The 22,982-nt window shown below is 42.2% G+C and carries 21 protein-coding genes; 12 read left to right on the forward strand and 9 right to left on the reverse strand.

Going from position 1 to position 22,982, the window contains the following annotated elements; all coding sequences use genetic code 11:
• Positions 1–8: 8 nt before the first annotated feature.
• Positions 9–2,453: a ribonucleoside triphosphate reductase gene (locus G587_RS0112615; protein WP_026492548.1), complete on the reverse strand. Its 2,445-nt coding sequence runs from the start codon at positions 2,451–2,453 to the stop codon at positions 9–11.
• Between the two features lie 208 nt (positions 2,454–2,661).
• Between G587_RS0112615 and G587_RS0112620 the strand changes: the two genes are divergently transcribed.
• Both G587_RS0112620 and G587_RS0112625 read left to right on the forward strand, forming a co-directional pair.
• Positions 2,662–3,942: an FIST signal transduction protein gene (locus G587_RS0112620; RefSeq protein ID WP_026492549.1), complete on the forward strand. Its 1,281-nt coding sequence runs from the start codon at positions 2,662–2,664 to the stop codon at positions 3,940–3,942.
• 33 nt (positions 3,943–3,975) lie between these two features.
• The gene (locus tag G587_RS0112625; RefSeq protein WP_026492550.1) at positions 3,976–4,620 is read left to right on the forward strand and encodes a phosphatase PAP2 family protein; all 645 of its coding nucleotides are present in this window, start codon (positions 3,976–3,978) and stop codon (positions 4,618–4,620) included.
• Positions 4,621–4,628: 8 nt separating this feature from the next.
• On the opposite strand, the gene G587_RS0112630 is transcribed toward G587_RS0112625, so the two are convergent.
• Genes G587_RS0112630 through G587_RS0112640 form a run of 3 tightly spaced genes read right to left on the reverse strand, consistent with a single transcriptional unit; the run spans position 4,629 to position 7,211 of the window.
• On the reverse strand, positions 4,629–5,429 hold the full coding sequence (locus tag G587_RS0112630; RefSeq protein WP_051201012.1) for an alpha/beta hydrolase: 801 nt from the start codon (positions 5,427–5,429) through the stop codon (positions 4,629–4,631).
• 44 nt (positions 5,430–5,473) lie between these two features.
• Entirely contained in the window at positions 5,474–6,946 is a 1,473-nt protein-coding gene (locus G587_RS0112635; protein WP_081679438.1) for an alpha-L-fucosidase, read from the reverse strand.
• A 25-nt stretch (positions 6,947–6,971) separates the two neighbouring features.
• A complete protein-coding gene (locus G587_RS0112640; protein WP_035786605.1) occupies positions 6,972–7,211 on the reverse strand; it encodes a hypothetical protein in 240 nt (79 codons plus the stop codon).
• Between the two features lie 212 nt (positions 7,212–7,423).
• On the opposite strand from G587_RS0112640, the gene G587_RS0112645 reads away from it, so the two are divergent.
• Entirely contained in the window at positions 7,424–7,669 is a 246-nt protein-coding gene (locus G587_RS0112645; RefSeq protein WP_026492554.1) for a TIGR03905 family TSCPD domain-containing protein, read from the forward strand.
• Between the two features lie 83 nt (positions 7,670–7,752).
• Here the strand turns inward: G587_RS0112645 and G587_RS0112650 are convergent, their stop codons facing one another.
• Both G587_RS0112650 and G587_RS22655 read right to left on the reverse strand, forming a co-directional pair.
• Positions 7,753–9,504 carry a carbon starvation CstA family protein gene (locus tag G587_RS0112650; RefSeq protein WP_026492555.1) on the reverse strand — a complete coding sequence of 584 codons (1,752 nt, stop codon included), beginning with the start codon at positions 9,502–9,504 and terminating at the stop codon, positions 7,753–7,755.
• 35 nt (positions 9,505–9,539) lie between these two features.
• A complete protein-coding gene (locus tag G587_RS22655) occupies positions 9,540–10,130 on the reverse strand; it encodes a hypothetical protein (protein WP_051201013.1) in 591 nt (196 codons plus the stop codon).
• 520 nt (positions 10,131–10,650) lie between these two features.
• Between G587_RS22655 and G587_RS22660 the strand changes: the two genes are divergently transcribed.
• Together G587_RS22660 and G587_RS22665 are read left to right on the forward strand one after the other, a co-directional pair.
• Positions 10,651–12,072, forward strand: a complete 1,422-nt coding sequence (locus G587_RS22660) for a GGDEF domain-containing protein (protein ID WP_035786607.1) — start codon at positions 10,651–10,653, stop codon at positions 12,070–12,072.
• A 230-nt stretch (positions 12,073–12,302) separates the two neighbouring features.
• Complete coding sequence (locus tag G587_RS22665) at positions 12,303–12,692, forward strand: DUF4342 domain-containing protein (protein ID WP_035786627.1); 390 nt, start codon at positions 12,303–12,305, stop codon at positions 12,690–12,692.
• An 87-nt stretch (positions 12,693–12,779) separates the two neighbouring features.
• Here G587_RS22665 and G587_RS0112670 read toward each other — a convergent pair whose 3' ends face one another.
• Positions 12,780–13,874 (reverse strand): threonine aldolase family protein, encoded by a 1,095-nt coding sequence (locus G587_RS0112670; RefSeq protein WP_026492556.1) that lies wholly within the window; start codon positions 13,872–13,874, stop codon positions 12,780–12,782.
• 308 nt (positions 13,875–14,182) lie between these two features.
• Between G587_RS0112670 and G587_RS0112675 the strand changes: the two genes are divergently transcribed.
• Positions 14,183–14,662, forward strand: a complete 480-nt coding sequence (locus tag G587_RS0112675; RefSeq protein ID WP_026492557.1) for a methylglyoxal synthase — start codon at positions 14,183–14,185, stop codon at positions 14,660–14,662.
• 53 nt (positions 14,663–14,715) lie between these two features.
• Here the strand turns inward: G587_RS0112675 and G587_RS0112680 are convergent, their stop codons facing one another.
• Positions 14,716–15,600 carry a LacI family DNA-binding transcriptional regulator gene (locus tag G587_RS0112680; protein WP_026492558.1) on the reverse strand — a complete coding sequence of 295 codons (885 nt, stop codon included), beginning with the start codon at positions 15,598–15,600 and terminating at the stop codon, positions 14,716–14,718.
• A 154-nt stretch (positions 15,601–15,754) separates the two neighbouring features.
• On the opposite strand from G587_RS0112680, the gene G587_RS24535 reads away from it, so the two are divergent.
• Genes G587_RS24535 through G587_RS0112710 form a run of 6 tightly spaced genes read left to right on the forward strand, consistent with a single transcriptional unit; the run spans position 15,755 to position 22,592 of the window.
• Positions 15,755–16,519, forward strand: coding sequence for a hypothetical protein (locus G587_RS24535; RefSeq protein WP_051201014.1), 765 nt, complete (start codon positions 15,755–15,757; stop codon positions 16,517–16,519).
• Between the two features lie 13 nt (positions 16,520–16,532).
• Positions 16,533–18,209, forward strand: a complete 1,677-nt coding sequence (locus G587_RS0112690) for a glycoside hydrolase family 13 protein (protein WP_026492559.1) — start codon at positions 16,533–16,535, stop codon at positions 18,207–18,209.
• Positions 18,206–19,657 (forward strand): sugar ABC transporter substrate-binding protein, encoded by a 1,452-nt coding sequence (locus G587_RS0112695; RefSeq protein WP_026492560.1) that lies wholly within the window; start codon positions 18,206–18,208, stop codon positions 19,655–19,657. The genes G587_RS0112690 and G587_RS0112695 overlap by 4 nt, the downstream gene beginning before the upstream one ends.
• Positions 19,658–19,669: 12 nt before the next feature.
• The gene (locus G587_RS0112700; protein ID WP_026492561.1) at positions 19,670–20,956 is read left to right on the forward strand and encodes a carbohydrate ABC transporter permease; all 1,287 of its coding nucleotides are present in this window, start codon (positions 19,670–19,672) and stop codon (positions 20,954–20,956) included.
• On the forward strand, positions 20,953–21,780 hold the full coding sequence (locus G587_RS0112705; RefSeq protein WP_026492562.1) for a sugar ABC transporter permease: 828 nt from the start codon (positions 20,953–20,955) through the stop codon (positions 21,778–21,780). Before G587_RS0112700 ends, G587_RS0112705 begins: the two co-directional genes overlap by 4 nt.
• 14 nt (positions 21,781–21,794) lie before the next feature.
• Positions 21,795–22,592, forward strand: coding sequence for an aminoglycoside N(3)-acetyltransferase (locus G587_RS0112710; protein WP_026492563.1), 798 nt, complete (start codon positions 21,795–21,797; stop codon positions 22,590–22,592).
• 231 nt (positions 22,593–22,823) lie between these two features.
• Here G587_RS0112710 and G587_RS25155 read toward each other — a convergent pair.
• On the reverse strand, positions 22,824–22,982 hold a 159-nt coding region (locus G587_RS25155), incomplete at its 5' end, for a transposase (RefSeq protein WP_196812575.1).

Consider the following 22,982-nt stretch of genomic DNA (forward strand, 5'->3'; position numbering starts at 1 on the left):
GAATTTTTTTATGCAGTAACGGAATTTTTTGCTAAATTCAGCCATTCCTTGATATCGGAAACGCCGGGATGTGCTTCGAAACTGTCATTATTGGCAACTACCAATGTAGGAGCCTGCATTATTCCGAATTTTTCAGCCAGATCTGCATTTTCATTAGCATCTATCAGTTCATAGCTTATTCCTGCTTTATCCAAAAGTGCTCCTGCGATCTGACAATTAGGACAGGTTGCTGTCTTGAATAAAAGAATAGACTTTTCTGAGTGATCGGTTGCTTTTATTAAATTATTTTCAAGCTCGGCTGTGGTTTTAACAACTGTTTCCATGGTAGGAGACTGAACCGGCTCGCCTGTAGGGTTACCAATGCCGCGCTTGTGGTTTAAGGTTGAATGAGCGATGTCATAAACCTTTCTATCCTTGTATTCCTGAGCTTTTCCGTCGTTCCAGTTAGCTACCGGACGATAATAGCCTGTTATACGGCTATAAACCTCGGTTTTCTTGCCGCAGTGAGGACAAACAGCCTGCTCACCTGCAAGATATCCATGTTCCTTACAAACTGAATAGGTAGGAGACATGGTGTAATAAGGAAGCTTGTAGTTCTGCGCGATCTTGCGAACAAGATTAGCTGCAGCCTTCCAATCAGGAAGCTTCTCTCCAAGGAATGCATGGAATACAGTTCCGGATGTATATAATGTCTGAAGCTCATCCTGGATATCAAGAGCTGAGAAAATGTCCTCAGTATAACCAACAGGAAGGTGTGAAGAGTTAGTATAATAGGGCGTTCCATCCATATTGGCTGTTATTATATCGGGATAAAGCTCTTTGTCATGCTTAGCAAAACGATATGTTGTTGATTCAGCAGGTGTAGCCTCAAGGTTATAGAGATCACCGTACTGCTCCTGATAATCAGAGAGACGGTCTCTCATGTGTGTAAGCACTTCCTTGGTAAACTCCTGAACCTTTATATCTGTCATATCAGCACGGAGCCAGTTTGCGTTAAGACCAACCTCGTTCATGCCGATAAGACCGATTGTTGAAAAGTGGTTGCTAAAGGATCCGAGGTATCTCTTTGTATAAGGATACAGACCCTGATCAAGGAGCTTGCTGATAACCTGTCTCTTGGTATTAAGGCTTCGTGCAGCTATATCCATAAGGTGATCAAGACGGTTGTAGAAATCCTGCTGATCCTTCGCCTGGTATGCAATTCTGGGCATATTAATAGTTACTACGCCGATAGAACCTGTTGACTCACCTGAACCGAAGAATCCACCGGATTTTTTGCGGAGTTCTCTAAGATCAAGACGAAGTCTGCAGCACATGGAGCGAACATCGCTGGGTTCCATGTCAGAATTGATATAGTTTGAGAAGTAAGGAGTGCCGTACTTTGCGGTCATCTCAAAGAGAAGCTTGTTGTTCTCTGTCTCGCTCCAATCAAAATCACTAGTTATTGAATATGTGGGTATAGGATACTGGAAACCTCTGCCGTTAGCATCACCTTCGATCATAATCTCGATGAAGGCCTTGTTTACCATATCCATCTCATGCTGACAATCACCGTATGTGAAATCAACCTCTTTGCCGCCTACGATGGCATTGAGATTCTTAAGGTCATTGGGAACTGTCCAATCAAGAGTAATATTAGAGAAGGGAGCCTGAGTTCCCCATCTGCTGGGCGTGTTAACGCCGTATACAAAGGACTGTATGCACTGCTTCACTTCATCCTGTGACAGATTGTCTATCTTAACAAAAGGAGCAAGATAGGTATCAAAGGAAGAAAAGGCCTGTGCGCCTGCCCACTCATTCTGCATGATGCCAAGGAAATTGACCATCTGATTGCAAAGAGTAGAGAGGTGATTAGCCGGAGCAGATGTTATTTTACCCGGAATACCGCCGAGACCTTCCTGGATCAGCTGCTTAAGACTCCATCCTGCACAATAGCCTGAAAGCATGGCAAGATCGTGGATATGCAGAGCTGCGCTTCTGTGAGCCTTGGCGATCTCATCATCATAAACCTCTGAAAGCCAGTAATTGGCAGTTATAGCGCCGGAATTGGAGAGAATAAGACCACCGATAGAATATGTAACGGTAGAGTTCTCCTTTACACGCCAGTCGTTTATTTTCAGGTAATCATTGACAAGATCCTTATAGTTAAGAAGTGCAGAATTAACGTTACGAACCTTCTCTCGCTGTTTTCTATACAAGATATAGGTTTTTGCAACATCAGAGTAGCCAGACTCTGAAAGCACCTTCTCCACGCTATCCTGAATCTGCTCGACTGTTATTTTGTCGTCAGAGATCTTACTCTCAAAGTCAGATGCAACACGCAGAGCAACTAAATCTATCACACTTGTGTGATAGGGCTTCTCTAATGCCACAAAAGCTTTGATTATAGCTGAAGAAATTTTGGAAATGTCGAACTTGGCGATACTGCCATCACGTTTTACAACTTCATACATAAGAATACCCCCATAAAACTTATACACCCATATCTATAAGTTATCACAGAACATATTGGTGGTCAATATATAGATAGGGGTATCATATAAAATACTAGATATAGTATTTTGCTCCTATATATCGGGAATTGAAAATTGCCTATTTAATAGATACTTGTTTTGATATATTATTAAAATGTTGTAAAAATATGCTAATGAGGGAATATTATTGAAACAGTTTAATTTTGAATTAACAGCAGTAACAGATGTGCAAAAGGCTCTGACAGATATTTATGCTTATACTCAGAGACAGCCATACAGCGCAATTCTTTTCCATCTGTATACTATGAAGTTTAATGATGAGGATATCAAAGCCGTTCAGAGCGAGATCCTGGAGATGTATCCCAAGGCAGCAATAGCAGGAACCAGCTCAAATGGTGATATTTGCGATGGTCATCTGGCAGAAGACGGCCTTGTAATGGCAGTTTCCGTTTTTGATACTTCCGATGTAAAGGCGTATCTGTTTGAGTGCAAGCCGGGGGAAGAGAGCGAGATTGGAGCCCGGATAAGGCGCACAATTGATACTACGGATAAGGTCTGTGCTGCGGAGATATTGCTTACTTTAAAATCCATTAATTCTACTGCTATATTGGATGAAGTTGAAAAGCTCGAGAAAAAAATCAAAATCTTTGGAGCCGGAAGTGCAGGCTGTGAAATAGAAAATACAGAAACAAAAGTTATTGATAGAGATAAAATATGTAGCTCCGGAGTAGTACTTATTACTTATGCGGGAGACGATCTGCATGTAGATGTACATCACGCTACCGGCTGGAAGCCTCTTGGTAAAGACCTTGAGGTTACAAAAATTGTAGGAAAGAAGCTGTATGAGCTTGATGGTGTTCCTGCAGGCAAAATTTACAGTAAATATCTTGATATTCAGGCAGATGAGAATTTCTTTGCAAACATGCTTGAATTCCCGCTGTTGTCAAAGCAGCACGGTTATGATGTTTTGAGACTGCCGTTTTCCTGTGATACAAAGGATGATTCCATCAATCTTGCGGCAAATATCAGACAGGGTACAACCGTGAACCTCTCATACGGTGATCCTGATGTGATAAAGTCAGACGTGGAGGATCTGGTCTGGAATGTCAGAAGCTTCGCGCCTCAGGCGGTGTTTCTTTATTCCTGCGGAGTCAGAAGACTGTATTGGAAATATCTTATAAATAAAGAAACTGGGCCTTTTAGCTTTATCGCGCCGGTGAGCGGTTTCTACTCAAGCGGTGAGATCATGAATATGGGCGACTATATAATAGAGCATCATGTGACTCTTATTGCCATTGGTATGAGAGAGGGCGGACAGGCGCTTTCTCAGCCCACCGGAATAGGAGATAAGGCGATAGAGGTTCCCGAGGAGCAGAAGATTCATGGACAGATATCCATGGTCAGAAGACTTGCGAACTTCATAAACGTTACGGCTGCTGAACTAAGAGAAGCCAACAGCGATCGTTAATGCTGTTAATTTAGATAGGAGAAGTACAAAGTTATGAATAATAAGAAAAGTTTTGTTGTTTCAGGCATTTTTGCCATACTTACAGTGTTGTTGATCATCCTGGTCAAAACCTATGATGTTGCACAGATAGGACCCATGGATACATCCATTGGTTTTTCGCATATAAACGGCGGTGTTCACGACTTTTTTGGAGTAAATATCATTTGGTATACAATAACTGAGGTGTTCGGAATACTTGCATTACTTGTTTGTGCAATATTTGCACTGGTAGGTCTTATCCAGCTTGTGCAGAGAAAAAGTGTTTTTAAGGTTGATGCTACAATAATCAAATTGGGCTGCTTATATGCAGTAGTGCTTGGGCTCTATGCTTTGTTCGAGAAGGTAATAATAAATTACAGACCGATGATAATGTATGATTCTTCAGAGCCTGAGGCTTCCTTCCCATCATCACACACAATGCTTATCTGTGTTGTTATGGGTAGCACAATAATGGTGTTAAACCAGTACATAAAAAACAAACGACTTGCATCTATCCTACAAGTCGCTTGTGCAATAATTATGGTTATTACTGTATTGGGAAGACTGATCTGCGGAGTTCACTGGTTCACCGACATTATGGGTGGAATATTCATCAGTATTGCTCTGCTTTCCGCGTTCTCAGGTATTCTTAAAAAATAATAGAAATTTTAATGACTAACCCAGTCGGCAATTATATCTGCTGTCTGGGTTATTTGTTCAAAGTTGGTTATCTGGGGCTTTCCGTCCTTATCCTGGATTCCATAGCTTCCAAAATATGAATGTATTCCGCCCTGGATTACATATTCTTCAGAATTCTCAGGCCAGAGCTTTTTGCTGGCTTCATACTGTTTCATGTCCAAAACCCCGTCATTTGATCCGTAAATCGAAAGAAGACGAATATCTGCGTCGGAAAAATCTACAGACGGATATGAGGCACAGAGAATGATTCCCTTATATTCAGACGGGATTGTTGAATTTTCGCCGCTTTTTGCTAAAGATAAGGTCTTTTCAAGGTGTACGCTGGCGGCCACGCCGCCAAGGGAATGACCTGCAAGATACCAGTCCAGATGCTCAGCTTCTTTAGTGAACTCAGGATATTTTGATGTCAGCTTGTCCACGGCATTTATGTTAAGAACAGCAAGATTTTCCGGCATTCTGGTCAAAAGACATACATATCCCCTTGCAGCAAGCTCGTACATAAGCCCGTTGTAAGAAGTATATTCAACCTTTCCCCCGGGATAAAAAACGATTACAGCCTTTCGTTCCTGCTTAGCAGGGATAAAAACTGTACAGTTTTTGTCTGAAAAGGACATAACTTCACCCGATAGGAGCTTTTCAATATTATCGATAATACCGATATCTGCTCTGTAGTAACTGCTGGTGTATATTTTAAAGCCCACCACGGAGATTACTACAATAGCAACTATAAGTATTATCAGCCATTTTAAAAACTTCTTAAATTTCTTCAAAATCCGGTGCCTTCTTCATTGTTTTTTGTCAGTATAGCACACTTTTAGATGCTGAGCCTGAATACCACAGGAAGATCATCTGAATCTGAGCTGTTACATTTAATGCGGAGTGCATCACCATCGTGAGTAAATTCTAAGGGTGAATTATCCCCAAGACGCACTATTTCTGCGATGGGGCTATTAAATAACCCCTGTTTTTTTGCGAAGGATTTAACAGCATAATTACCGTCCTTGGAGGGACGCATTGCTATTACGTATATATGGCCGTTTCCTGCAAGAAAACGGAAATCCTCAGATGAAAATGCCTTTACATTACCATCCTGGAAGGCTCCTTCAACGATGGATACATTACCCTCACCGTAGGTGCGATAGGGTGCTGCGTCAAAAACAGCCTCATGATTGGTCTTAAGCCAGGATCCGATCTCCTTAAGGATAGCGGTTTCTTCATCAGAGAAGGTACCATCTGCCTTGGGACCTATGTTCAAAAGCATTGTACCATTCTTGGATATGATATCTATAAGATCACAGAGGATATCTTTTGCTTCCTTGTACTTATTTTGCTCGGTGTAGCACCAGGAATTAAAGCACATAGCGGTATCACTCTGCCAGCGGTAAGGCTTCTGAGCCGCAAGCTGACCACGTTCAATGTCCGGTACAGCAATGCCAAAAGGTATTGCATCGTGCTTGTAATTGACTACAACCTCCTTGCCCCAGGATGCAGCACGGTTGTAGAAATATGCAAGAAGTTTTCTCAAATAGGGCTTAAGCTCCACGCGCTGGATCCACCAGTCAAAGTAAAGAATATTAGGCTGATATTTATCTATGATCTCACAGGTTCTTACGAGCCAATCCTGCATGAATTCCTCTGTGGGAACACATTCACCATCAATTGCATCAAAGTCCCTGGGACCCTTTATGGAAGGCCAATAGAGGTCTCCTCTGTGGAATTCACCTGTTATATCGCTCTCAAATTCCCTTCCGCCGCTCTGGAAGAAGAAATGCTCAATTCTGTGGGAAGATGTACCGAAAATAAGACCTTCATCCTCGCAGCTTTTCTTCAGGCTGCCGAGTATATCCCTGTGAGGACCCATATCCTTGGCATTAAATGAGGATAAATCGGAATCATACATCTGAAAACCGTCGTGATGCTCTGCGACCGGCACAACATATTGTGCACCTGCATCCTTGAAGCTGTGCACCCACTTGTCCGGGTCAAAATTCTCGGCTTTAAACATAGGAATGAAATCCTTATAGCCAAAATCTGTGTGCTTTCCATAGGTTTCGATGTGGTGCTTGTAGGCTACAGAGTCCTTTTCATACATGTTGCGTGAATACCACTCGTTATCATAAGCGGGAACCGCAAATACACCGTAGTGAATGAAGATTCCAAAGCGCATACCGTTGTACCACTTCGGAACATTGTAGGCTGACAGGGACTCCCATGTGTCAGCGTAAGGACCATTGCTAATAACTTTATCAATAGCTGCAAGTTTTTCTGTCATGTCATAGTTTTTCATACCGATTCTCCCCAAAAAGTCAATTTTACTGTGCGTTATTTATATTCATAAGAGTCTGGAAGATGTCTATATCATTCTGAGTGATTTTTATATTGCACTGCTTCTCAACACCATCTGTAGTTGTGACCTTCATATCGATGATAGTGCCTATATCCATAGCGCTATCCTTAACTGCGCCTAAAAAGGGAAGAACACGGGGGTGTTCCTGCTTAAAGGTGCCTAATTTCTGCTGAAGTGCCATAATGGCCATAGGATTAATGTTCATAGTATATTTATCTCCTTTAAAAATGCTATCGCTTTATTTTACCCTATATTCCTTCATTTACAAGGGTAATAACTATACTTGTACAGTAAAAATCCGGCGAATTTTGTACATTAACAACTATTATACAATCTGATTTTATGTGGTATACTATGTCTCTGAAACATAAATACGTGGAATACCTGAGAAATATCAGGGATAGGAGAGTATACACAATGATTTACAAGACAAAGGGCACCTGCTCAACACAGATAGATATTGAGGTTGAGGATGGAATTATAAAGAGCGTGGCGTTTACAAATGGCTGTAACGGTAATCTTCAGGGAGTTTCAAGACTTGTTGAAGGAATGAAGGCTGAGGACGCTATCAGTAAGCTTAGAGGAATAAAATGCGGCTTTAAGAACACATCATGTCCCGATCAGTTATCGTATGCGATCGAGCAGGCTATGCAGAACGCTTGATATTTTATAAACGCTGATAAAAAGTGAGGTCCGATACTGTTAACAGTATCGGACCTTTTTTAATGGCTATAATGAAGCTTGAATTAAGCTGCATCTTCTTTGGTTGCTTTTTTCTTGTTTTCCTTGTACTGATTAACAAGAACCTTAGCTGCAATAGCTGATAAAACAAGTGATAATACTACAAGCAGAATAGCAATACCAGCCTGGATAAGTGCCCATACATCGGCAGCACCTGATGTGTAAGCGTTAAGCTTAGCTGTGATTGTCTGGAACAGTGAGCAGATGGTTACTACAAGCATGAATACCATGGGAATATAGAACATCTTGTTGTTCTTACCAACTGCGCCAAGCCATGTGCAAACAGCGATGAGACCTACAGCAGCGAGGAGCTGGTTTGCAGCACCGAAGAGAGGCCAGATCTTGGTGTAACCTGTCATACCAAGGCTTACACCGAGAACAACTGTGATTGCTGTTGCTACGTAAGGATTAGCGAGAACCTTCTTGTAACCTGTTGCATCCTTTGCTGTCTGACCCTGCTCAAGGAAAAACTCCTGGAACATGTATCTTGCAAGACGTGTAGCTGTATCAAGTGATGTAAGGCAGAATACTGAAACAGCAAGGATAAGCATTTGATACATTGTGTTCTGTACAGAGGGAGCGAAGCTTCCGATCATAGCTGAAAGGCCGCCTGCAAATACCTGTGTAGGACTTGCATAAGTTCCGTCTGAAGCTGCTGACCATACAAAACCGATTGCACAAAGTGAGATAACAGCAACAATACACTCGATAAGCATTGAACCGTAAGCAACAGGACGGGCATTTTTCTCGTTATCAAGCTGCTTAGCTGTTGTTCCTGATGAAACAAGTGAGTGGAAGCCTGAAATAGCACCACAAGCTATTGTGACAAACAATGCAGGGAAGGCTGTGCCTGTTGTAAATACGCCTGTTCCCTTAAGTGAAGCATCTCCCATTGCTGGTACAGCGAACTGTCCATTACCTGTTACAACTGCACCGATTACTGCAATAACACCTGCAGCGATCATGAAATAAAGCAGGAATGAGCTGAGATAATCTCTGGGCTGCAGAAGAATCCATACAGGAGTAACTGAAGCCACAAGGATATATGCACCAAGTACCCACATCCATGTGTTGTAAGAAAGAGCAACGGGATGGAAGTTAAGACCGATTGCTACGATAGCAGCAATGCCTGCACAACCAAGTACAGATGCCAGTGCAATATTTGCATTCTTTCTATAAACAAAATAACCAAAAATAATAGCAAGCGCTATGAAAAGAAGTGAAATCATAGCTGTAGACTCGTTTGCAGCCAGTGTAGCACCTTCTACAGCAACACCTGCAGCAGTAGTTGTACCAAATGTACTTGCAACAATTGAACTAAAAGCAGCTACTACCAGAAGAAGTGTAAGATAACCGAAGGTAAGGAAAAGCTTCTTAGCTGTTCTTCCCATGGAATCGTCTATGATTTCGCCGATTGACTGTCCCTTGTGACGAAGGGAAGCAAAAAGTGCGCCAAAATCATGCACGCCTCCAAAGAAAATACCTCCAATAAGAACCCAAAGAAGTACCGGTACCCAACCGAATACTGCGGCCTGGATAGGTCCGTTAATAGGGCCAGCACCAGCGATAGATGAAAAATGGTGACCCATAAGGACAGGTGTCTTTGCAGGAACATAGTCCATACCGTCCTCTAATTCGTGAGCGGGAGTCTTTCTGCTGGGATCGATTCCCCACTGCTTTGCAAGCCAGCCGCCATAGAAAACATATCCGACAGCAAGGATTGCAATACTTACAATAAGTAATAATGCTGCATTCATACTTTTCTCCTCCTTTTTTCCCCATAGGGTATATATCAACTGACAAATTCGTAGGAATCGTCAGTCGCAGCCTCTGTCTGAGTTTTTACAATATCAACTGTTTTGATATGTGCGTCCTCCAGAAGGGATTTCATATCCTTTCCGGAACGATTGGTTATTACCTGACCGCTCTCCATGGATACTGCCGCAAGCCTTGCCTCGCAGTGTCCTCTGAAATTAAACAGATATCCCTTATCATAGTTGAATTTTTTTATAGCCTTAGCGGTTTGGGCATCAGTATCTCTGGATGTAAGTACAACAAAGGTGATATAGGAACACATGTGATCTTTTTCAGGATATTTGTTGTTTTTCCTTACAAGCTCAGGCTCTGCGTAATCCTTAATGACATCCATCAGATCTAAGAGCTTTTCCTGTGTAAGCTGGTCCTCTTCTATAAAAAGAACGTGTTCATAAGCTCTTATAGCCCAGAGCTTTGCTTCCTTCTTAAGGACATACTTTTCACTAAGCGAGTAAAACCACGCGTATGCGGGATAGAGTTTATCGCCTAATTTGAAGTTTTCTGTTATATCGAAGTTCGCCTGGTAACGACGAAGAAGCTCTTTCAAATATGAATCAGTAAAACTCATGGACTACTCCTTAAAAATAATCAAATAATACTATGCAAAATCAACTTACCGAACACTTTATCACTTTGACGCGTTATTGCAAGATGACAAATTTAATCATTTTTTTAGAATTGAGATTAATTTTGTAATGTATTTTCATGTTCTGACTCTTTTATTGGAATAAAAGTTCAATATCAGGGATTTTTTGAGAAAAATGTGTTATCTGACCTAAGAATTCACCGAAATATATATCAGAAAGAAGAACATACAGGGAACGCGACAAGCCTCCGGTTTCTGTATGGGCACCTCCCGAGAAAGCCCGAGCTTTCAGAGGATGTATTAAGAATAGTAAGTTAAAAAAGTTTTTTTCCTTTTTTTAGTCCTCCTATAATATGTGATGATAACCTGATCTCGCCAAGGTCAGGTTATTATTATTTTATACAAATTTACTAAGTTATTATAATTATTTGACTAAGTATAATGATAAAATTATGTATATAACTATGCTTTTTTACGATTCTGGGACGAACAGGAGAAAAGCGTGAAAACTATTGAGAAACCCTTAAAACGAAGCATCTTAATATTTACAATTGCATTCATAGCTTTGTTATGCGTGACACTTAGTATTCTGGCATATTCTACATTTTCCAGTTCCCTTTATCGTGCTTATGACAAGAGGACTTCAGACATCATTGAGTATGTAGAAGGCCATATCGATATCGAGGATCTTACCAAGTGTATAGAAACAGGTGTTGAAACAGAAAAATTCAAAGAAATGGGGCTCCTTATGGACTCCATTATGGAAGATTTTGACATCCATTATTTATATATAGTAAAACCTGTTTTGGGCGATGCTGAGCATGGGATGATGAATATTTTTTCAGCAGATACTGCTGAGGGCAGAGCAACAGATCCGGATGGTTATTATCTGAATTATATGATGTATGATGTATACACAGAAGAGGATTTACAGACCTATCAGGCCGCTCTGGAGAGGAATACTATATCTCATTTCAAAAATTTTTCAACCTGGGGATATGATTATACGGCAGCACAGCCACTTATCAATGATGCCGGAGAGCATATTGCACTTTTGTGCGTTGATATCAATGTCGAAGATATTCAGTTCGCAATAACAGCCCATACAGCCATTACAGTCGTACTTATTATGGTTATGGGTATGGTTTTCATTACAGTATTTACCATGTGGATGAGCAGTAATGTCACCGAACCTATAGGGCAGCTTGAAAAAAGTGTTGGTGTGTTTGCAAAGGTTAGTCATTCAAAGGAAGAAAAGGATCCGAACCTGTTAAATTACAAGGCGCCGGATATTCACACCAAAAACGAAGTGGAATCCTTATCGAAAGCCATAACGCAGATGGCGATGGATATGCGCATGTATGTAAATAACATCCTTGAAGCCGAAGGCATGGTCGAGGATATGAAGAGCAAGGTCAATCGTATGGATATGATTGCATATCAGGATGCTCTCACAAACGTTAAGAACAAGGCCTGGTATGACAAGACGCAGGAGCGTATTAACGAAAATATCGCAAATAATACTGCCAGCTTTGCCATTTTGATGGCTGATGTAAACAATCTGAAGAAGATAAATGACCATTATGGTCATGAGCATGGAAATGATTTTCTTCTGGGAGCCTGTCGCATTATTTGTAGAGTTTTCAACCATTCTCCCGTATTCCGAATTGGCGGTGATGAATTTGTTGTACTGCTTGAAAATATCGACTATCGCAACAGAGATAAGCTGGTTGCCAAGCTAAAAGAGGAATTCGATAAGAGTGCCCTGGATAAGAGTAAAGAGCCATGGGAGCGATATTCAGCAGCCCTTGGACTTGCGGTATACGATCAGTATATAGACACCTCAATGAATGATGTATTTAAACGTGCCGATGATCTCATGTATAAAAACAAGCTTGAGAGCAAGATGGCAAGAGAAGATTAGAATATAGCTGGTTTTCTTCGGAGAACCAGCTTTTTTTGCATTTTTTTATCAGAATCAACGCTGAATTCTGATAATTTTTTTGCTAAAATAGAGAAATAGAATATCAGGTTTTGCTCTATATGATATGTAACAGATAGATTAGACACATTATAGTAATAGCATAAACAAAACAATTGTTGTTGGCATTGCCAGTCTTATTGCAAAACGCATAAGAACAGAAAGGAGAGACAATGAATATAACACTTGAAGCTATTGAAAAAGTAATGGAACTTACAGGGGTAGAGTATAAGACAGCTAAAGAAGCACTTGAAAAGACTAACGGAGATGTTGATGAGGCAGTAAAGCTTATACAGCCCGCTACAAAGGACATCGGGGATGACATTAAGAACCTCATTGACAAGCTTAAAAAGATTGTTGAAGAGGGAAATGTTGATCGTATCCAGATTAAAAAGGATGATGAGATTGTCCTTAGCGTACCTGTTAATGTAGGTATCATCGGCGGTATCGTTGGACTTGCAGCAGCTCCCTGGGCACTCATCGCCGGATCAGTTGCAGCATTCGGTCTTGGATGCAAGCTCATCGTAGTTAAAAAGGATGGCACTTCTGACGAGGTAAATTAAAACTGAATAATTAAAGATAATCCCCGGTTCAGGTATCTGAATCGGGGATTTTTCATGCTGTATTTATCAATGATCAGCGCCTGTATATCATAAAAACTTCATAAGCTCATCGATGTCTTCTTTAGTGGTCGCCCAGTCCGTGGCAAGCCTTATTACGGTGTGGGTATCGTCATATTTCTCCCAGAAGCCGTATCTTACATGCTCTGATAATTCCTTTAATTTCTCATCATCCATCAAAATGAATTGCTGATTGGTGGGAGAATCGATGAATAACTGATAGCCCTTTTTAACGAGCTCTGCGCGAAGCTCCTCTGCCATATCAATGGCATTGCGGCTGATGTTCATGTAAAGATCATCAGTAAAAAGAGTATCAAACATAAGTCCAAGGAGCCATCCCTTTGCAAGAAGGGCACCATGCTGCTTGATGATGGGAACAGGGTGCTTTGTGGGCACTTTTTTCGGAAATACGACAGCCTCTCCAAACAGTGCGCCAACCTTGGTTCCGCCGATATAAAATGCATCAACGAGCCTTGCTATATCCTGAAGAGTCACATCTGTTCTGCGGCTCATGAGACCATAGCCAAGTCTCGCACCATCAAGGAAAAGCGGTATCTCATATTCCTTACAGATGGCTGAGAGCTCTTCAAGCTCTGACCTGGAATAAAGAGTGCCATACTCTGTCGGATGTGAAATGTACACTGCTCCTGGGAATACCATGTGCTCATGGTTATCATCTGCGTAAAAATCAGAGAGGAGCTTTTTGAGGTCACAGGCTCTGATCTTACCGATCTGATCGGAATAAACCGGTTTTTTTGAAGTACCTTCGCCAGATAACTCTTTGGGCTCTACAAATCCGGGGATAGTAAGCACCTTATGGCCGGAAAACTCGATGGCACCTGCTTCGTGAGCTGCCACATGTCCTGTCTGAGCAGCCACAACGCCCTCATAGGGCTCAAGAAGCATATCGATAATGATCTGATTGGTCTGGGTTCCGCCCACCAGAAAGAACACATCTGCGTCCTTTGCATCGCAGGCTTCTCTTATCTTATCAGCTGCGCTTTTGCAGTATTCGTCGGTGCCGTAGCCATCTAACTGTTCAAAATTGGTTTCCTGGAGGCGCTTCAATATGTTAGGATGAGCGCCTTTTGTGTAATCACTTGAAAAGGATATTTTTTTTCTCATTTTGTTTTCACTTTCTAAAAAAGATATGCAATATAATTGTGTCGGGTTTACAGCCAATACTATGATAATAGCTATGTTTCAGGGGAGTAGCAAGCCTCTTTTTTGAAGGACTTTGCAAGACAAAACAATTTGATGATACAACATCATGATGTAATGATGTCATGATGTATAAGGCGAAATGAATATGATAAAGTCTACCCAAAACAGCCAGAAATGGTATAATAATCCACATTAGCGGCGTTTTTACCGCTACAGATTTTTTCGATAAAGACTAATTTAGCATTAAAAAACAACTTGGGAGGACAGATATGACAGATACAATTACACTTACAATTGGAAAACAGAAAAATATTGCACTTATCGCCCATGATGGTAAGAAAGCAGAGCTTATAAAGTGGTGTAAGGATAATGCGGAGACACTTAAGAATCATTTCCTGTGCGGAACAGGGACAACAGCCCGCATGATTACAGATGCCACAGGACTTCCTGTAAGAGGCTACAACTCCGGCCCGCTTGGAGGCGACCAGCAGATTGGTGCCAAGATAGTAGAGGGAAAGGTTGATTTCGTAATTTTCTTTTCCGATCCGCTTACAGCAGCACCTCATGATCCTGATGTAAAGGCGCTTATGAGAATTGCACAGGTTTATGATATTCCATTCGCCAATAATAAAGCTACAGCTGATTTCCTTCTTCATTCAACTTATATGGACGAGGAATATAACCATGACATCATCAATTTCAAGCAGAATATCGCTAATAGAGCAGAAACCCTGCCATCAGAGATGTAAGGAAAGCTTTAGGCAATTTTGCGAGGATATTATCTGCTTTAAATTTTTACCGTTTATACTTTATATTCGTGCTTTACATCGAATTTTTTCTCGAGCGCATTCATCATGATATTCATGGCGAGATTGGCTTTTCTCTCGATATCGTGGTGGATGTTTTTGGCTTTAAAATAGCTATTTGGGGCATCGCTGCTGGAAATGATGGCTATTTCCTTACAATTTGCATACTGCATGAGGATCATGCCAAGGTGTGAGCCGAAAACCAGGGCTTTTTTGCCTTTTAATTTGGAAAAGCCCTCTCTTTCCAGATCGGAGAAATATAAAGTTTTCTCATCCGGGACTACAGAGGAGATGTAATTTCTGTAGCCTTCATTATTGTACTTATCAGTAACGAGGTAGAAATCATCACCAAGGTGCTCCTTTGCCTGAGATACCAGGATCTCCATGTCAGTATGGATCTGATAGAAAAGGAAATCGTTGATGATCATGTCGAGGCAGAGGATGGGGATGAAGTAATGACCGGACATCTGCTTGAAGATGCTGTTTTCGAGGTCGATCGCGATTATTCCATCAAGTCCCTGTACCGGTTTATTGTATTCAGCCTCAGATTCGATAGGAATAAGCTGGCAGTTAAAGCCTATCCTTATAAATCTCTCTGCCAGAAGATTAATAAGAGTCATAATCTCCATATTTCTGGAGGGAGTATCTGCCTTGAGCTGATACATAACGCCGATGGTGTAGGTACTCTTTCTTACGTCTATATTCCTATATTTTTCAGGAATACTGTAGTTTAACAAATTTGCAACCTGAAGAACCTTCTTCCTGGTTGCGTCACTTATTTTTGTATCCTTTTTATCGTTAAGTACATAGGAGACAGTAGCAACTGAAACGCCTGCCTTTGCGGCTATATCGCGGACAGTTGCTTTTTTTTCGTTAGCCATTTTGCTCCGTCCTTTACATTTTATATTTGGGTTAACAAGTTAACCTAATGATAGCAAAGCATCTCGGTGTTGACAAGAGAAATTTAAAGTGCTATTACTAGTTTAACAGTTAAGTTAACAAGTTTAACAAAACAAAACGCGGAGGATTAAAATTATGGGAAAGAGATCATTTTTCACAAAAATGCTGGCTGGATCAATGACAACAATGCTGGTTATAGGAAGTCTGTCAGGCTGTGGCAGCTCCAAGGCTGCAGGTAAGCCGGCAGAAGAGATCACAGTTACCTTCATGAACCAGGATGAAACCCTTGGTACTGTGACAGGAACGGCTGGTGAAGCTCTTGATAAGGCCACATACGAAGCTTATGAGCAGGCAGATGGCGCAGAGTTTAACGGATGGTTCGAAACACCTTCATTTGTTGAAGCCAGTAAGAAGGATCCTTCAACAGATACTTTTGATAAGGACACAACCCTGTACGGAGATTTCAGAGCTGAAGCAGCGGCAGAGGACACAAGACACTGGTATATAGCAGGAACTTCAACAAAGGGTTCTCTACAGGTTAACAACTGGGCAGCTGATCTTAGCGATGAGGAAAAGGCAGAATTTGAGCTTGTTCCCACAGGCGTAAATGCAAATGAGTTTTCACTTACAATCGACCTGTTTGAAGGCGATCAGTTCCAGGTTATTCATGACTGGTCATGGGATGGACAGAAGGGCTTTGGTAAGTTTACAGATATTGATGAGACTCAGATGAAAAATGCCGGAGGCCTTGGCGGAACAGATGATACAGCTAATGTTGAGGTTGTAGTTGATGGAAATTACACCATTACATTAATAACAAATCCCGATAATCAGGCTCAGGATACACTTTCAATAGTCAGAAACTCTGATCCGGTAGCTACTGAAGAAGTTTCAGAGTAAAGGGGCAGTATAAATGAACCAATTTGCACTGTTGCATATAACGGATTCGGCGTACTGTTTTCCGATATCTGAGCATGAAATTGTAATACGACTAAGAACAGCAAGGGACGACATCAAGAAGGCGTGGATCGTATATGAGAGTAAATATGTGATCGGTGAGAGTCAGAGGAAGGCTCTGATGAAAAGGGAGCTTCGCGGGGAATTATACGATTATTATTCAATAACACTTGATCTTCAGGATACGAGGCTTGCTTACGTATTTTACCTGTATGACGGAGAGGATTACTACTATTTCTCAGAGGACGGAGCTACCGCTGATTATGATTTTACCAAGGGATATTACAACTTTTTCCAGTATCCATACATAAATAATGCAGATGTCTTTGATAAGGAGGAGTGGCTGTCACAGGCCTGTTTTTATCAGATATTCATAGACAGATTCTGCATCGGGGATGAAGAGAAGGACAAGGACTACATAAACCTCAAATGGGGCGATATCCCCAATCCCAGGAGCTTTGCAGGCGGCGATATAAGGGGCATCATAAATAAACTCGATTATATACAAAGGCTCGGGTGTGATGCCCTGTATCTTACGCCGATTTTCAAGTCTCCCTCCAATCACAAGTACGATATTGTGGACTATTTCGAGATAGACAGGGAGTTTGGAACTAAGGAAGACCTGCAAGAGCTGGTAAAGGACCTCCATGGACGAGGAATGAGGATAATTCTCGACGCGGTATTTAACCATGTGAGTGAGAAAAACGATAAGTTCCAGGATGTCGTCAAAAACGGCAGAAAATCGCAGTATTATGACTGGTTTGTGATAAGGGAGGATTATCCCAACAAGGAACCGCTCAACTACGAGGTTTTCGCCGGCTGCAAATATATGCCAAAGTGGAACACCTCCAACCCGGATGTGCAGGATTATCTCATATCCATCGCCACCTATTACATAAATGAGTTTGACATAGACGGCTGGAGGCTTGATGTATCCGATGAGATAAGCCACGATTTCTGGAGGAGGTTCAGGAAAAAGGTGAAGGCTGCCAAGAAGGAAGCGGTGATAATCGGTGAAAACTGGCACGATGCCAGCAATTACCTAAAGGGCGATCAGTACGACAGCATTATGAATTACGCGTTTACCAAGGCGGCTCTTGATTATTTCGCGTATGATAAGTTCGACGCCGAAGGCATGGCGTTTAAACTAAATGATATCCTTGCAAGAAACTCTGATACGGTGAACGATATGATGTTGAACCTCCTGGATAGCCATGATACTGATAGGTTTTTCAGCGAGGTTCATGAGGACAAGGACAGACTGAAGGCCGCACTTACGCTGCTGTATCTGTTCCCGGGAGCGCCATCGATTTTTTATGGTACGGAGTGCTATACTGTTGGTGGCTACGACCCAGATTGCAGAAGATGCATGGATTGGGAGAATACCCCTGAAAAGAGCCTTGGAGAGCTCATCAGGCGGCTCTCGGATATCAGGAAAAAGGGCAGATTTTCATTCAGTGGGACATCAATATATCCATCTGAAGACAAGAAGCTGCTGTGTATGAAAAGACACGGCGAAAATGCTGATATGGCACTATATATAAATCAGACTGACTGTATGGGTCAAGACGGAGAAATCCAGGTGGAACCCGGTAAATACAGACTGTTCGTAGACGGAGGAGAAGTAATATGAAGTATATGAAGAAGGCGCTTAGCCTGTTATTAATATCATCACTGGCGGCCGGTGCTACAGCCTGCGGAAGCAGCAGCGGCAAGGCTTCAGGTGAGAAATCCGAGGATGGAGTCATAACCTTAAGAATACTTGAGAATGATACAGCAAAATCAGAGGGTTATCTTGATGAACTCCTTAATGAGTTTAACGAAGCCTACAAGGATAAGGGAATCGTTGCGGTTGATGCAAACATGGATGAGTACAGTAATCTTGCGGAAAACGGCCCTTATGGCTATGGTCCTGACGTATTGTATCAGGCAAATGACAAGCTTATGACCTATGCTGAGGATAAGCATATTCTGGCCCTTAACAGGGATGATTTCGAGTGTGCAAAGCTCATTCCGGAGGAGGCCTGGGATGCATTTACCATCGTGGTCGACGGAAAACAGTACACCTGCGCGATTCCTGTAAACGTTCAGGAGCCCATGCTTTTTTACAGAAAGGATAAGCTTCCGGAAAACTGGGAAACCGACTGGGATAAGGATGGCGACAAGACTCCGGATTTCTTCCAGAACTGGAGCAGCTTATATCAGTATTCCGAGCAGATTCAGGATGACTCTGACGGCGAGAATTACGGCCTTGTGGCAGCCTGCAATGACCTTTATATGATGGCAGAGTTTATGTTCTCTTACGGCGGTTATGTATTCGGGAAGGATGAAAACGGCATCTCAAACCCCGAGGATGTGGGATTTGGCAAGGCTGACGCTGCAAAGGGAATGATGGGACTCAGGCAGTTTGCGGGAGTTATGAGCGAGGAGTGTATCGATGACTCCATCGGTCAGAACAGATACTCCAAGGTTGCGGATGGCACATATTTCTGCTCTATATCAACGCCGGATACCTATGTTCTTTTCCACGACAGACTTGCTGATGTATATAAGGCAGAGGGGCTTAGCGACGCAGAGGCTTCCGATAAGGCAACTGAAAATCTTGGAATGATAGAGCTTCCCGGAAAAATGCCTGCAGACGGCAATCTTTCAGGTAATGACACAGAAGTTGACACAGTTGTCATGGGTGGTGTCAACGGCTACGGAATCAGTGCCTACACTGAACACAAGGAAGCGTGCATAGAGTTTGTTAACTTTGCAACCAGCAGAGAGATGATCAAGAAAAGAGCTGAAATCCTCGGAATAGCACCTACAAGATCCGATGTGGCTGAGGAGATCGGCGGCGTAACAGGTATGATTTTTGAGAGCCTTAATGCCGGACATATCAGTCTTATGCCTTCAGTGAAGGCCGTTGATCAGATCTGGGATCCCATGCGCACACTTCTTAGTGATGTGGCTAAGGATGCATTCAGAGAGATTAAGGGCGAAGAGGTGAAGTACAGCGACGAAGCTGCTATGCAGGAAGCCCTGGATAAGGCATCACAGAGCATCTATGATGCAATTTTTACTTTGTCAAAATAAGGGAGCCATGAAATGAAATCTACTAACGTTAAAACCAAGTGCTCCTATGTGGTAATGGGACTTGGACAGTTCCTGTACGGGCAGAGGATCAAAGGCCTTTTGTATATGGCGGTCCTTGGGTTGTATATTTGGTACCTGTTTAGTGCGGGAATCACTGATATTGTGGGATTTTTCACCCTCGGTACCGTGGAGGGCGATCCCTGGCTGGGCGTTGCCGGTGATGACTCCATCATCATGATGCTTAAGGGAATACTGTCGTTTCTCATTCTGATAGCAGTAATTGTTTTCTATTTTTCCAATATAAGAGACATTAAAAATACGGAAAAGCTGGTGGAACAGGGTAAGCCTGTTCCCGGCTTCTACGCTTCACTTCTGTCCTTTGTGGATAAGAAATTCTATGTTGTTGCGCTGTTTTTGCCGGTGGTGGGGGTTGCAGTATTCAACATTCTTCCGATCATTTTCATGATTCTTATAGCCTTCACCAACTATGGCGGAGATATCGTTCCGCCTAAGCTTGTTGACTGGGTGGGACTAAGCAATTTTGCTCAGATACTGTCTCTTTCCGGAATCAAGGACACCTTCGTAAGGATACTTGGCTGGAACATTATTTGGGCGGTAAGCGCTACAATAATTAACTATTTTGGCGGGCTTTTCCTGGCGCTTCTTTTAAATAAAAAGTGTGTAAAGGGAAAAACCTTCTGGAGGGCGTTTCCTATTCTTGCCTATGCTGTACCGGGATTTATCACGCTTCTTGGCTTCAAGTTCATGTTTTCCTATGGCGGCCCCATAAACTACTATCTTAAGGCTTTTGGGCTGCAGGCCGTGGGATTTCTGGACATTGATGCGGGCTGGAAGGCCAGAATAATAGGACTTTTGGTAAATGCATGGATATCAATTCCTACATCCATGCTCCTTGCGACAGGAATACTGTCAAATATGAATAATGAGCTCTATGAAGCCGCAAGTCTTGATGGAGCAGGAAGATGGAAGCAGTTTACAAAGCTTACACTTCCCTTTGTGGTATTTTCTACTACCCCTACGCTAATAACCAGCTTCGTAGGTAACTTCAATAACTTTGGAGTGTTCTATTTCCTGAGAGGCGGACTGTATCTGGACGATTATTTCCTTGCCAGCGATACGGATCTGCTCATTAACTGGCTCTACAATCTCTCAATTGATAATAACTACTATGGGATAGGAGCCGCAGTAAGTCTCATTATTTTCATAATAACATCTGTTATATCATTAACAGCATACGTGAATTCATCAGCATTTAAAAAGGAGGATACATTCAGATGAGAAAGGAACGACTCTCAGAGGCAGTAATAACGCATATAGTCCTGATTATTGTCTCCTTTGTATTCTTCTTCCCGGTGTTATGGCTTGTACTTGCGTCATTTTCAGCTTCAGGTTCAATATATGACTATGAGGGATTCTTCCCCCAGAGCTATAGCCTTGGTACGTATATAAAGCTCTTTTCGGATACACAGATGTATGACTATCCCAGCTGGCTCAGGAATACGCTGTTTGTTGCAGTGTTTTCCTGTGTGCTGTCCACGGTTCTTGTCATACTTACTGCCTATACCATGAGCAGATTCAGATTTAAGATGAGAAAACCGCTGATGAAAACAACCCTTGTGCTCAGCATGTTCCCCAGCTTTATGGGAATGACGGCTGTTTACCTCATTATGATCAATTTCAATCTGATAAATAACCTTTGGAGCCTTATACTTGTTTATTCAGCCGGTGCACCCATGGGATATCTTGTGCAAAAGGGCTATTTTGACACTATAAGTAACTCTATCTATGAGGCTGCAAGAATTGACGGAGCTTCGAATCCGACGATTTTCTGGAAGGTTACAATGCCGCTTTCCAAGCCAATACTGGTGTATACGGCACTTACCTCCTTTGCATGGCCCTGGAGTGACTTCATTTTACCTAACATGCTGCTTAAAAACCGTGATCTGTGGACTGTGGCGGTTGGACTTACACATCTTGGCGAGACAGAATTCTCAAGATTCGCAGCAGGAGCCATATTTATAGCGGTACCAATTGTTATTTTATATTTCTCATTATCGAGATTCCTTGTGGCAGGAGTGTCGGATGGAGCGGTTAAACAGTAAGCGGAGAGAACACAATGAAACCAATTACAAAAGACGAGATTTTGGCTGCATTTTCAGAGATTGGCCTTCATAAGGGGCAGACTCTTATGGTACACACATCCCTCAGCTCTATCGGGTATGTATGCGGCGGCGCTCAGACAGTCATCGAGGCGCTTACTGAGACAGTAGGGCCTGAGGGCACTATCATGATGCCCACTCAGTCCTGGAAAAACTTAGATCCCGAGGATGGCGTTCACTGGACTGTTCCCGAGGAATACTGGCAGATTATCCGCGACAACTGGCCTGCCTATGACAAGAATATAACCCCTACAAATACCATGGGAGCCGTGGCAGAGATGTTCAGAAGCTGGCCGGGGGCTCTTAGAAGTGATCATCCGGCAAGATCCGTGGCAGCCTGGGGCAAAAATGCAGAATATCTCACTAAAGATCATGATCTTTCCAATATTTTCGGGGAGGGCTCTCCAATAGGTAAGCTCTATGAGCTGGACGGAGATGTGCTGCTTATAGGCGTAGACTATGATAAAAACACATCAATTCATCTTGCTGATGTCCGTGCCACATATCCCGGAAAGCATAACTGCGTTGAACACAGTGCGGTTATGGAGGGCGGAAAACGCGTCTGGAAGGCCTATGAGACCCTTTTTGTTGACGGAGAGGATTTTGTAGACATAGGTGCTGCTTTCGAGCAGGAAACGGACGTAAATAAATGTATTTTGGGTAATGCGCAGCTTCGCCTTATGAGTCAGAGAAAACTAGTGGATTTTGCCACTAAATGGATTACCCAGAACAGAAACGGAAGTACCGGAAAATAAATAACAATTCATATTGCAGCCATATTTCTTGTCAGTACATATATTTTTGGATAAGATATCTATACTATACCTGAATTATTCATGACAACTTAAACCTCTGAAATCAGACTCATAATCCGATTTTTTGAAATGGATGCCTAGAATAAGCGGGAATCAGTCTTAAAAATGGGTAGACTGTCCCTATGAATCAGAAATACAGACTTTTAAGTTATCAAGGTACATCAATAGTTGCTATTCCAACTGTGGATTTAAGCTGCTTATATTTGTAAGTGTTTCATAGAACTCAGATATGTAAGGGCAGCTGCTACACAGCTTGAAATAAATATATCTACCTGATCTGACTACCTTAACGGCAATCTTGATCAGTTTCAAACGGATTGTATCTGCACA

It is taken from the genome of Butyrivibrio sp. XPD2002, from assembly GCF_000423945.1.
Classification (GTDB): Bacteria; Bacillota; Clostridia; order Lachnospirales; family Lachnospiraceae; genus Butyrivibrio.

Bases quoted from the DNA above. Each gene is read 5' to 3' on its own strand.
- G587_RS0112615 (WP_026492548.1), bottom strand. From the start codon at position 2,453: ATGTATGAAGTTGTAAAACGTGATGGCAGTATCGCCAAGTTCGACATT.
- G587_RS0112625 (WP_026492550.1), top strand. From the start codon at position 3,976: ATGAATAATAAGAAAAGTTTTGTTGTTTCAGGCATTTTTGCCATACTT.
- G587_RS0112635 (WP_081679438.1), bottom strand. From the start codon at position 6,946: ATGAAAAACTATGACATGACAGAAAAACTTGCAGCTATTGATAAAGTT.
- G587_RS0112640 (WP_035786605.1), bottom strand. From the start codon at position 7,211: ATGAACATTAATCCTATGGCCATTATGGCACTTCAGCAGAAATTAGGC.
- G587_RS0112645 (WP_026492554.1), top strand. From the start codon at position 7,424: ATGATTTACAAGACAAAGGGCACCTGCTCAACACAGATAGATATTGAG.
- G587_RS0112650 (WP_026492555.1), bottom strand. From the start codon at position 9,504: ATGAATGCAGCATTATTACTTATTGTAAGTATTGCAATCCTTGCTGTC.
- G587_RS22655 (WP_051201013.1), bottom strand. From the start codon at position 10,130: ATGAGTTTTACTGATTCATATTTGAAAGAGCTTCTTCGTCGTTACCAG.
- G587_RS22665 (WP_035786627.1), top strand. From the start codon at position 12,303: ATGAATATAACACTTGAAGCTATTGAAAAAGTAATGGAACTTACAGGG.
- G587_RS0112670 (WP_026492556.1), bottom strand. From the start codon at position 13,874: ATGAGAAAAAAAATATCCTTTTCAAGTGATTACACAAAAGGCGCTCAT.
- G587_RS0112675 (WP_026492557.1), top strand. From the start codon at position 14,183: ATGACAGATACAATTACACTTACAATTGGAAAACAGAAAAATATTGCA.
- G587_RS0112680 (WP_026492558.1), bottom strand. From the start codon at position 15,600: ATGGCTAACGAAAAAAAAGCAACTGTCCGCGATATAGCCGCAAAGGCA.
- G587_RS24535 (WP_051201014.1), top strand. From the start codon at position 15,755: ATGGGAAAGAGATCATTTTTCACAAAAATGCTGGCTGGATCAATGACA.
- G587_RS0112690 (WP_026492559.1), top strand. From the start codon at position 16,533: ATGAACCAATTTGCACTGTTGCATATAACGGATTCGGCGTACTGTTTT.
- G587_RS0112695 (WP_026492560.1), top strand. From the start codon at position 18,206: ATGAAGTATATGAAGAAGGCGCTTAGCCTGTTATTAATATCATCACTG.
- G587_RS0112700 (WP_026492561.1), top strand. From the start codon at position 19,670: ATGAAATCTACTAACGTTAAAACCAAGTGCTCCTATGTGGTAATGGGA.
- G587_RS0112705 (WP_026492562.1), top strand. From the start codon at position 20,953: ATGAGAAAGGAACGACTCTCAGAGGCAGTAATAACGCATATAGTCCTG.
- G587_RS0112710 (WP_026492563.1), top strand. From the start codon at position 21,795: ATGAAACCAATTACAAAAGACGAGATTTTGGCTGCATTTTCAGAGATT.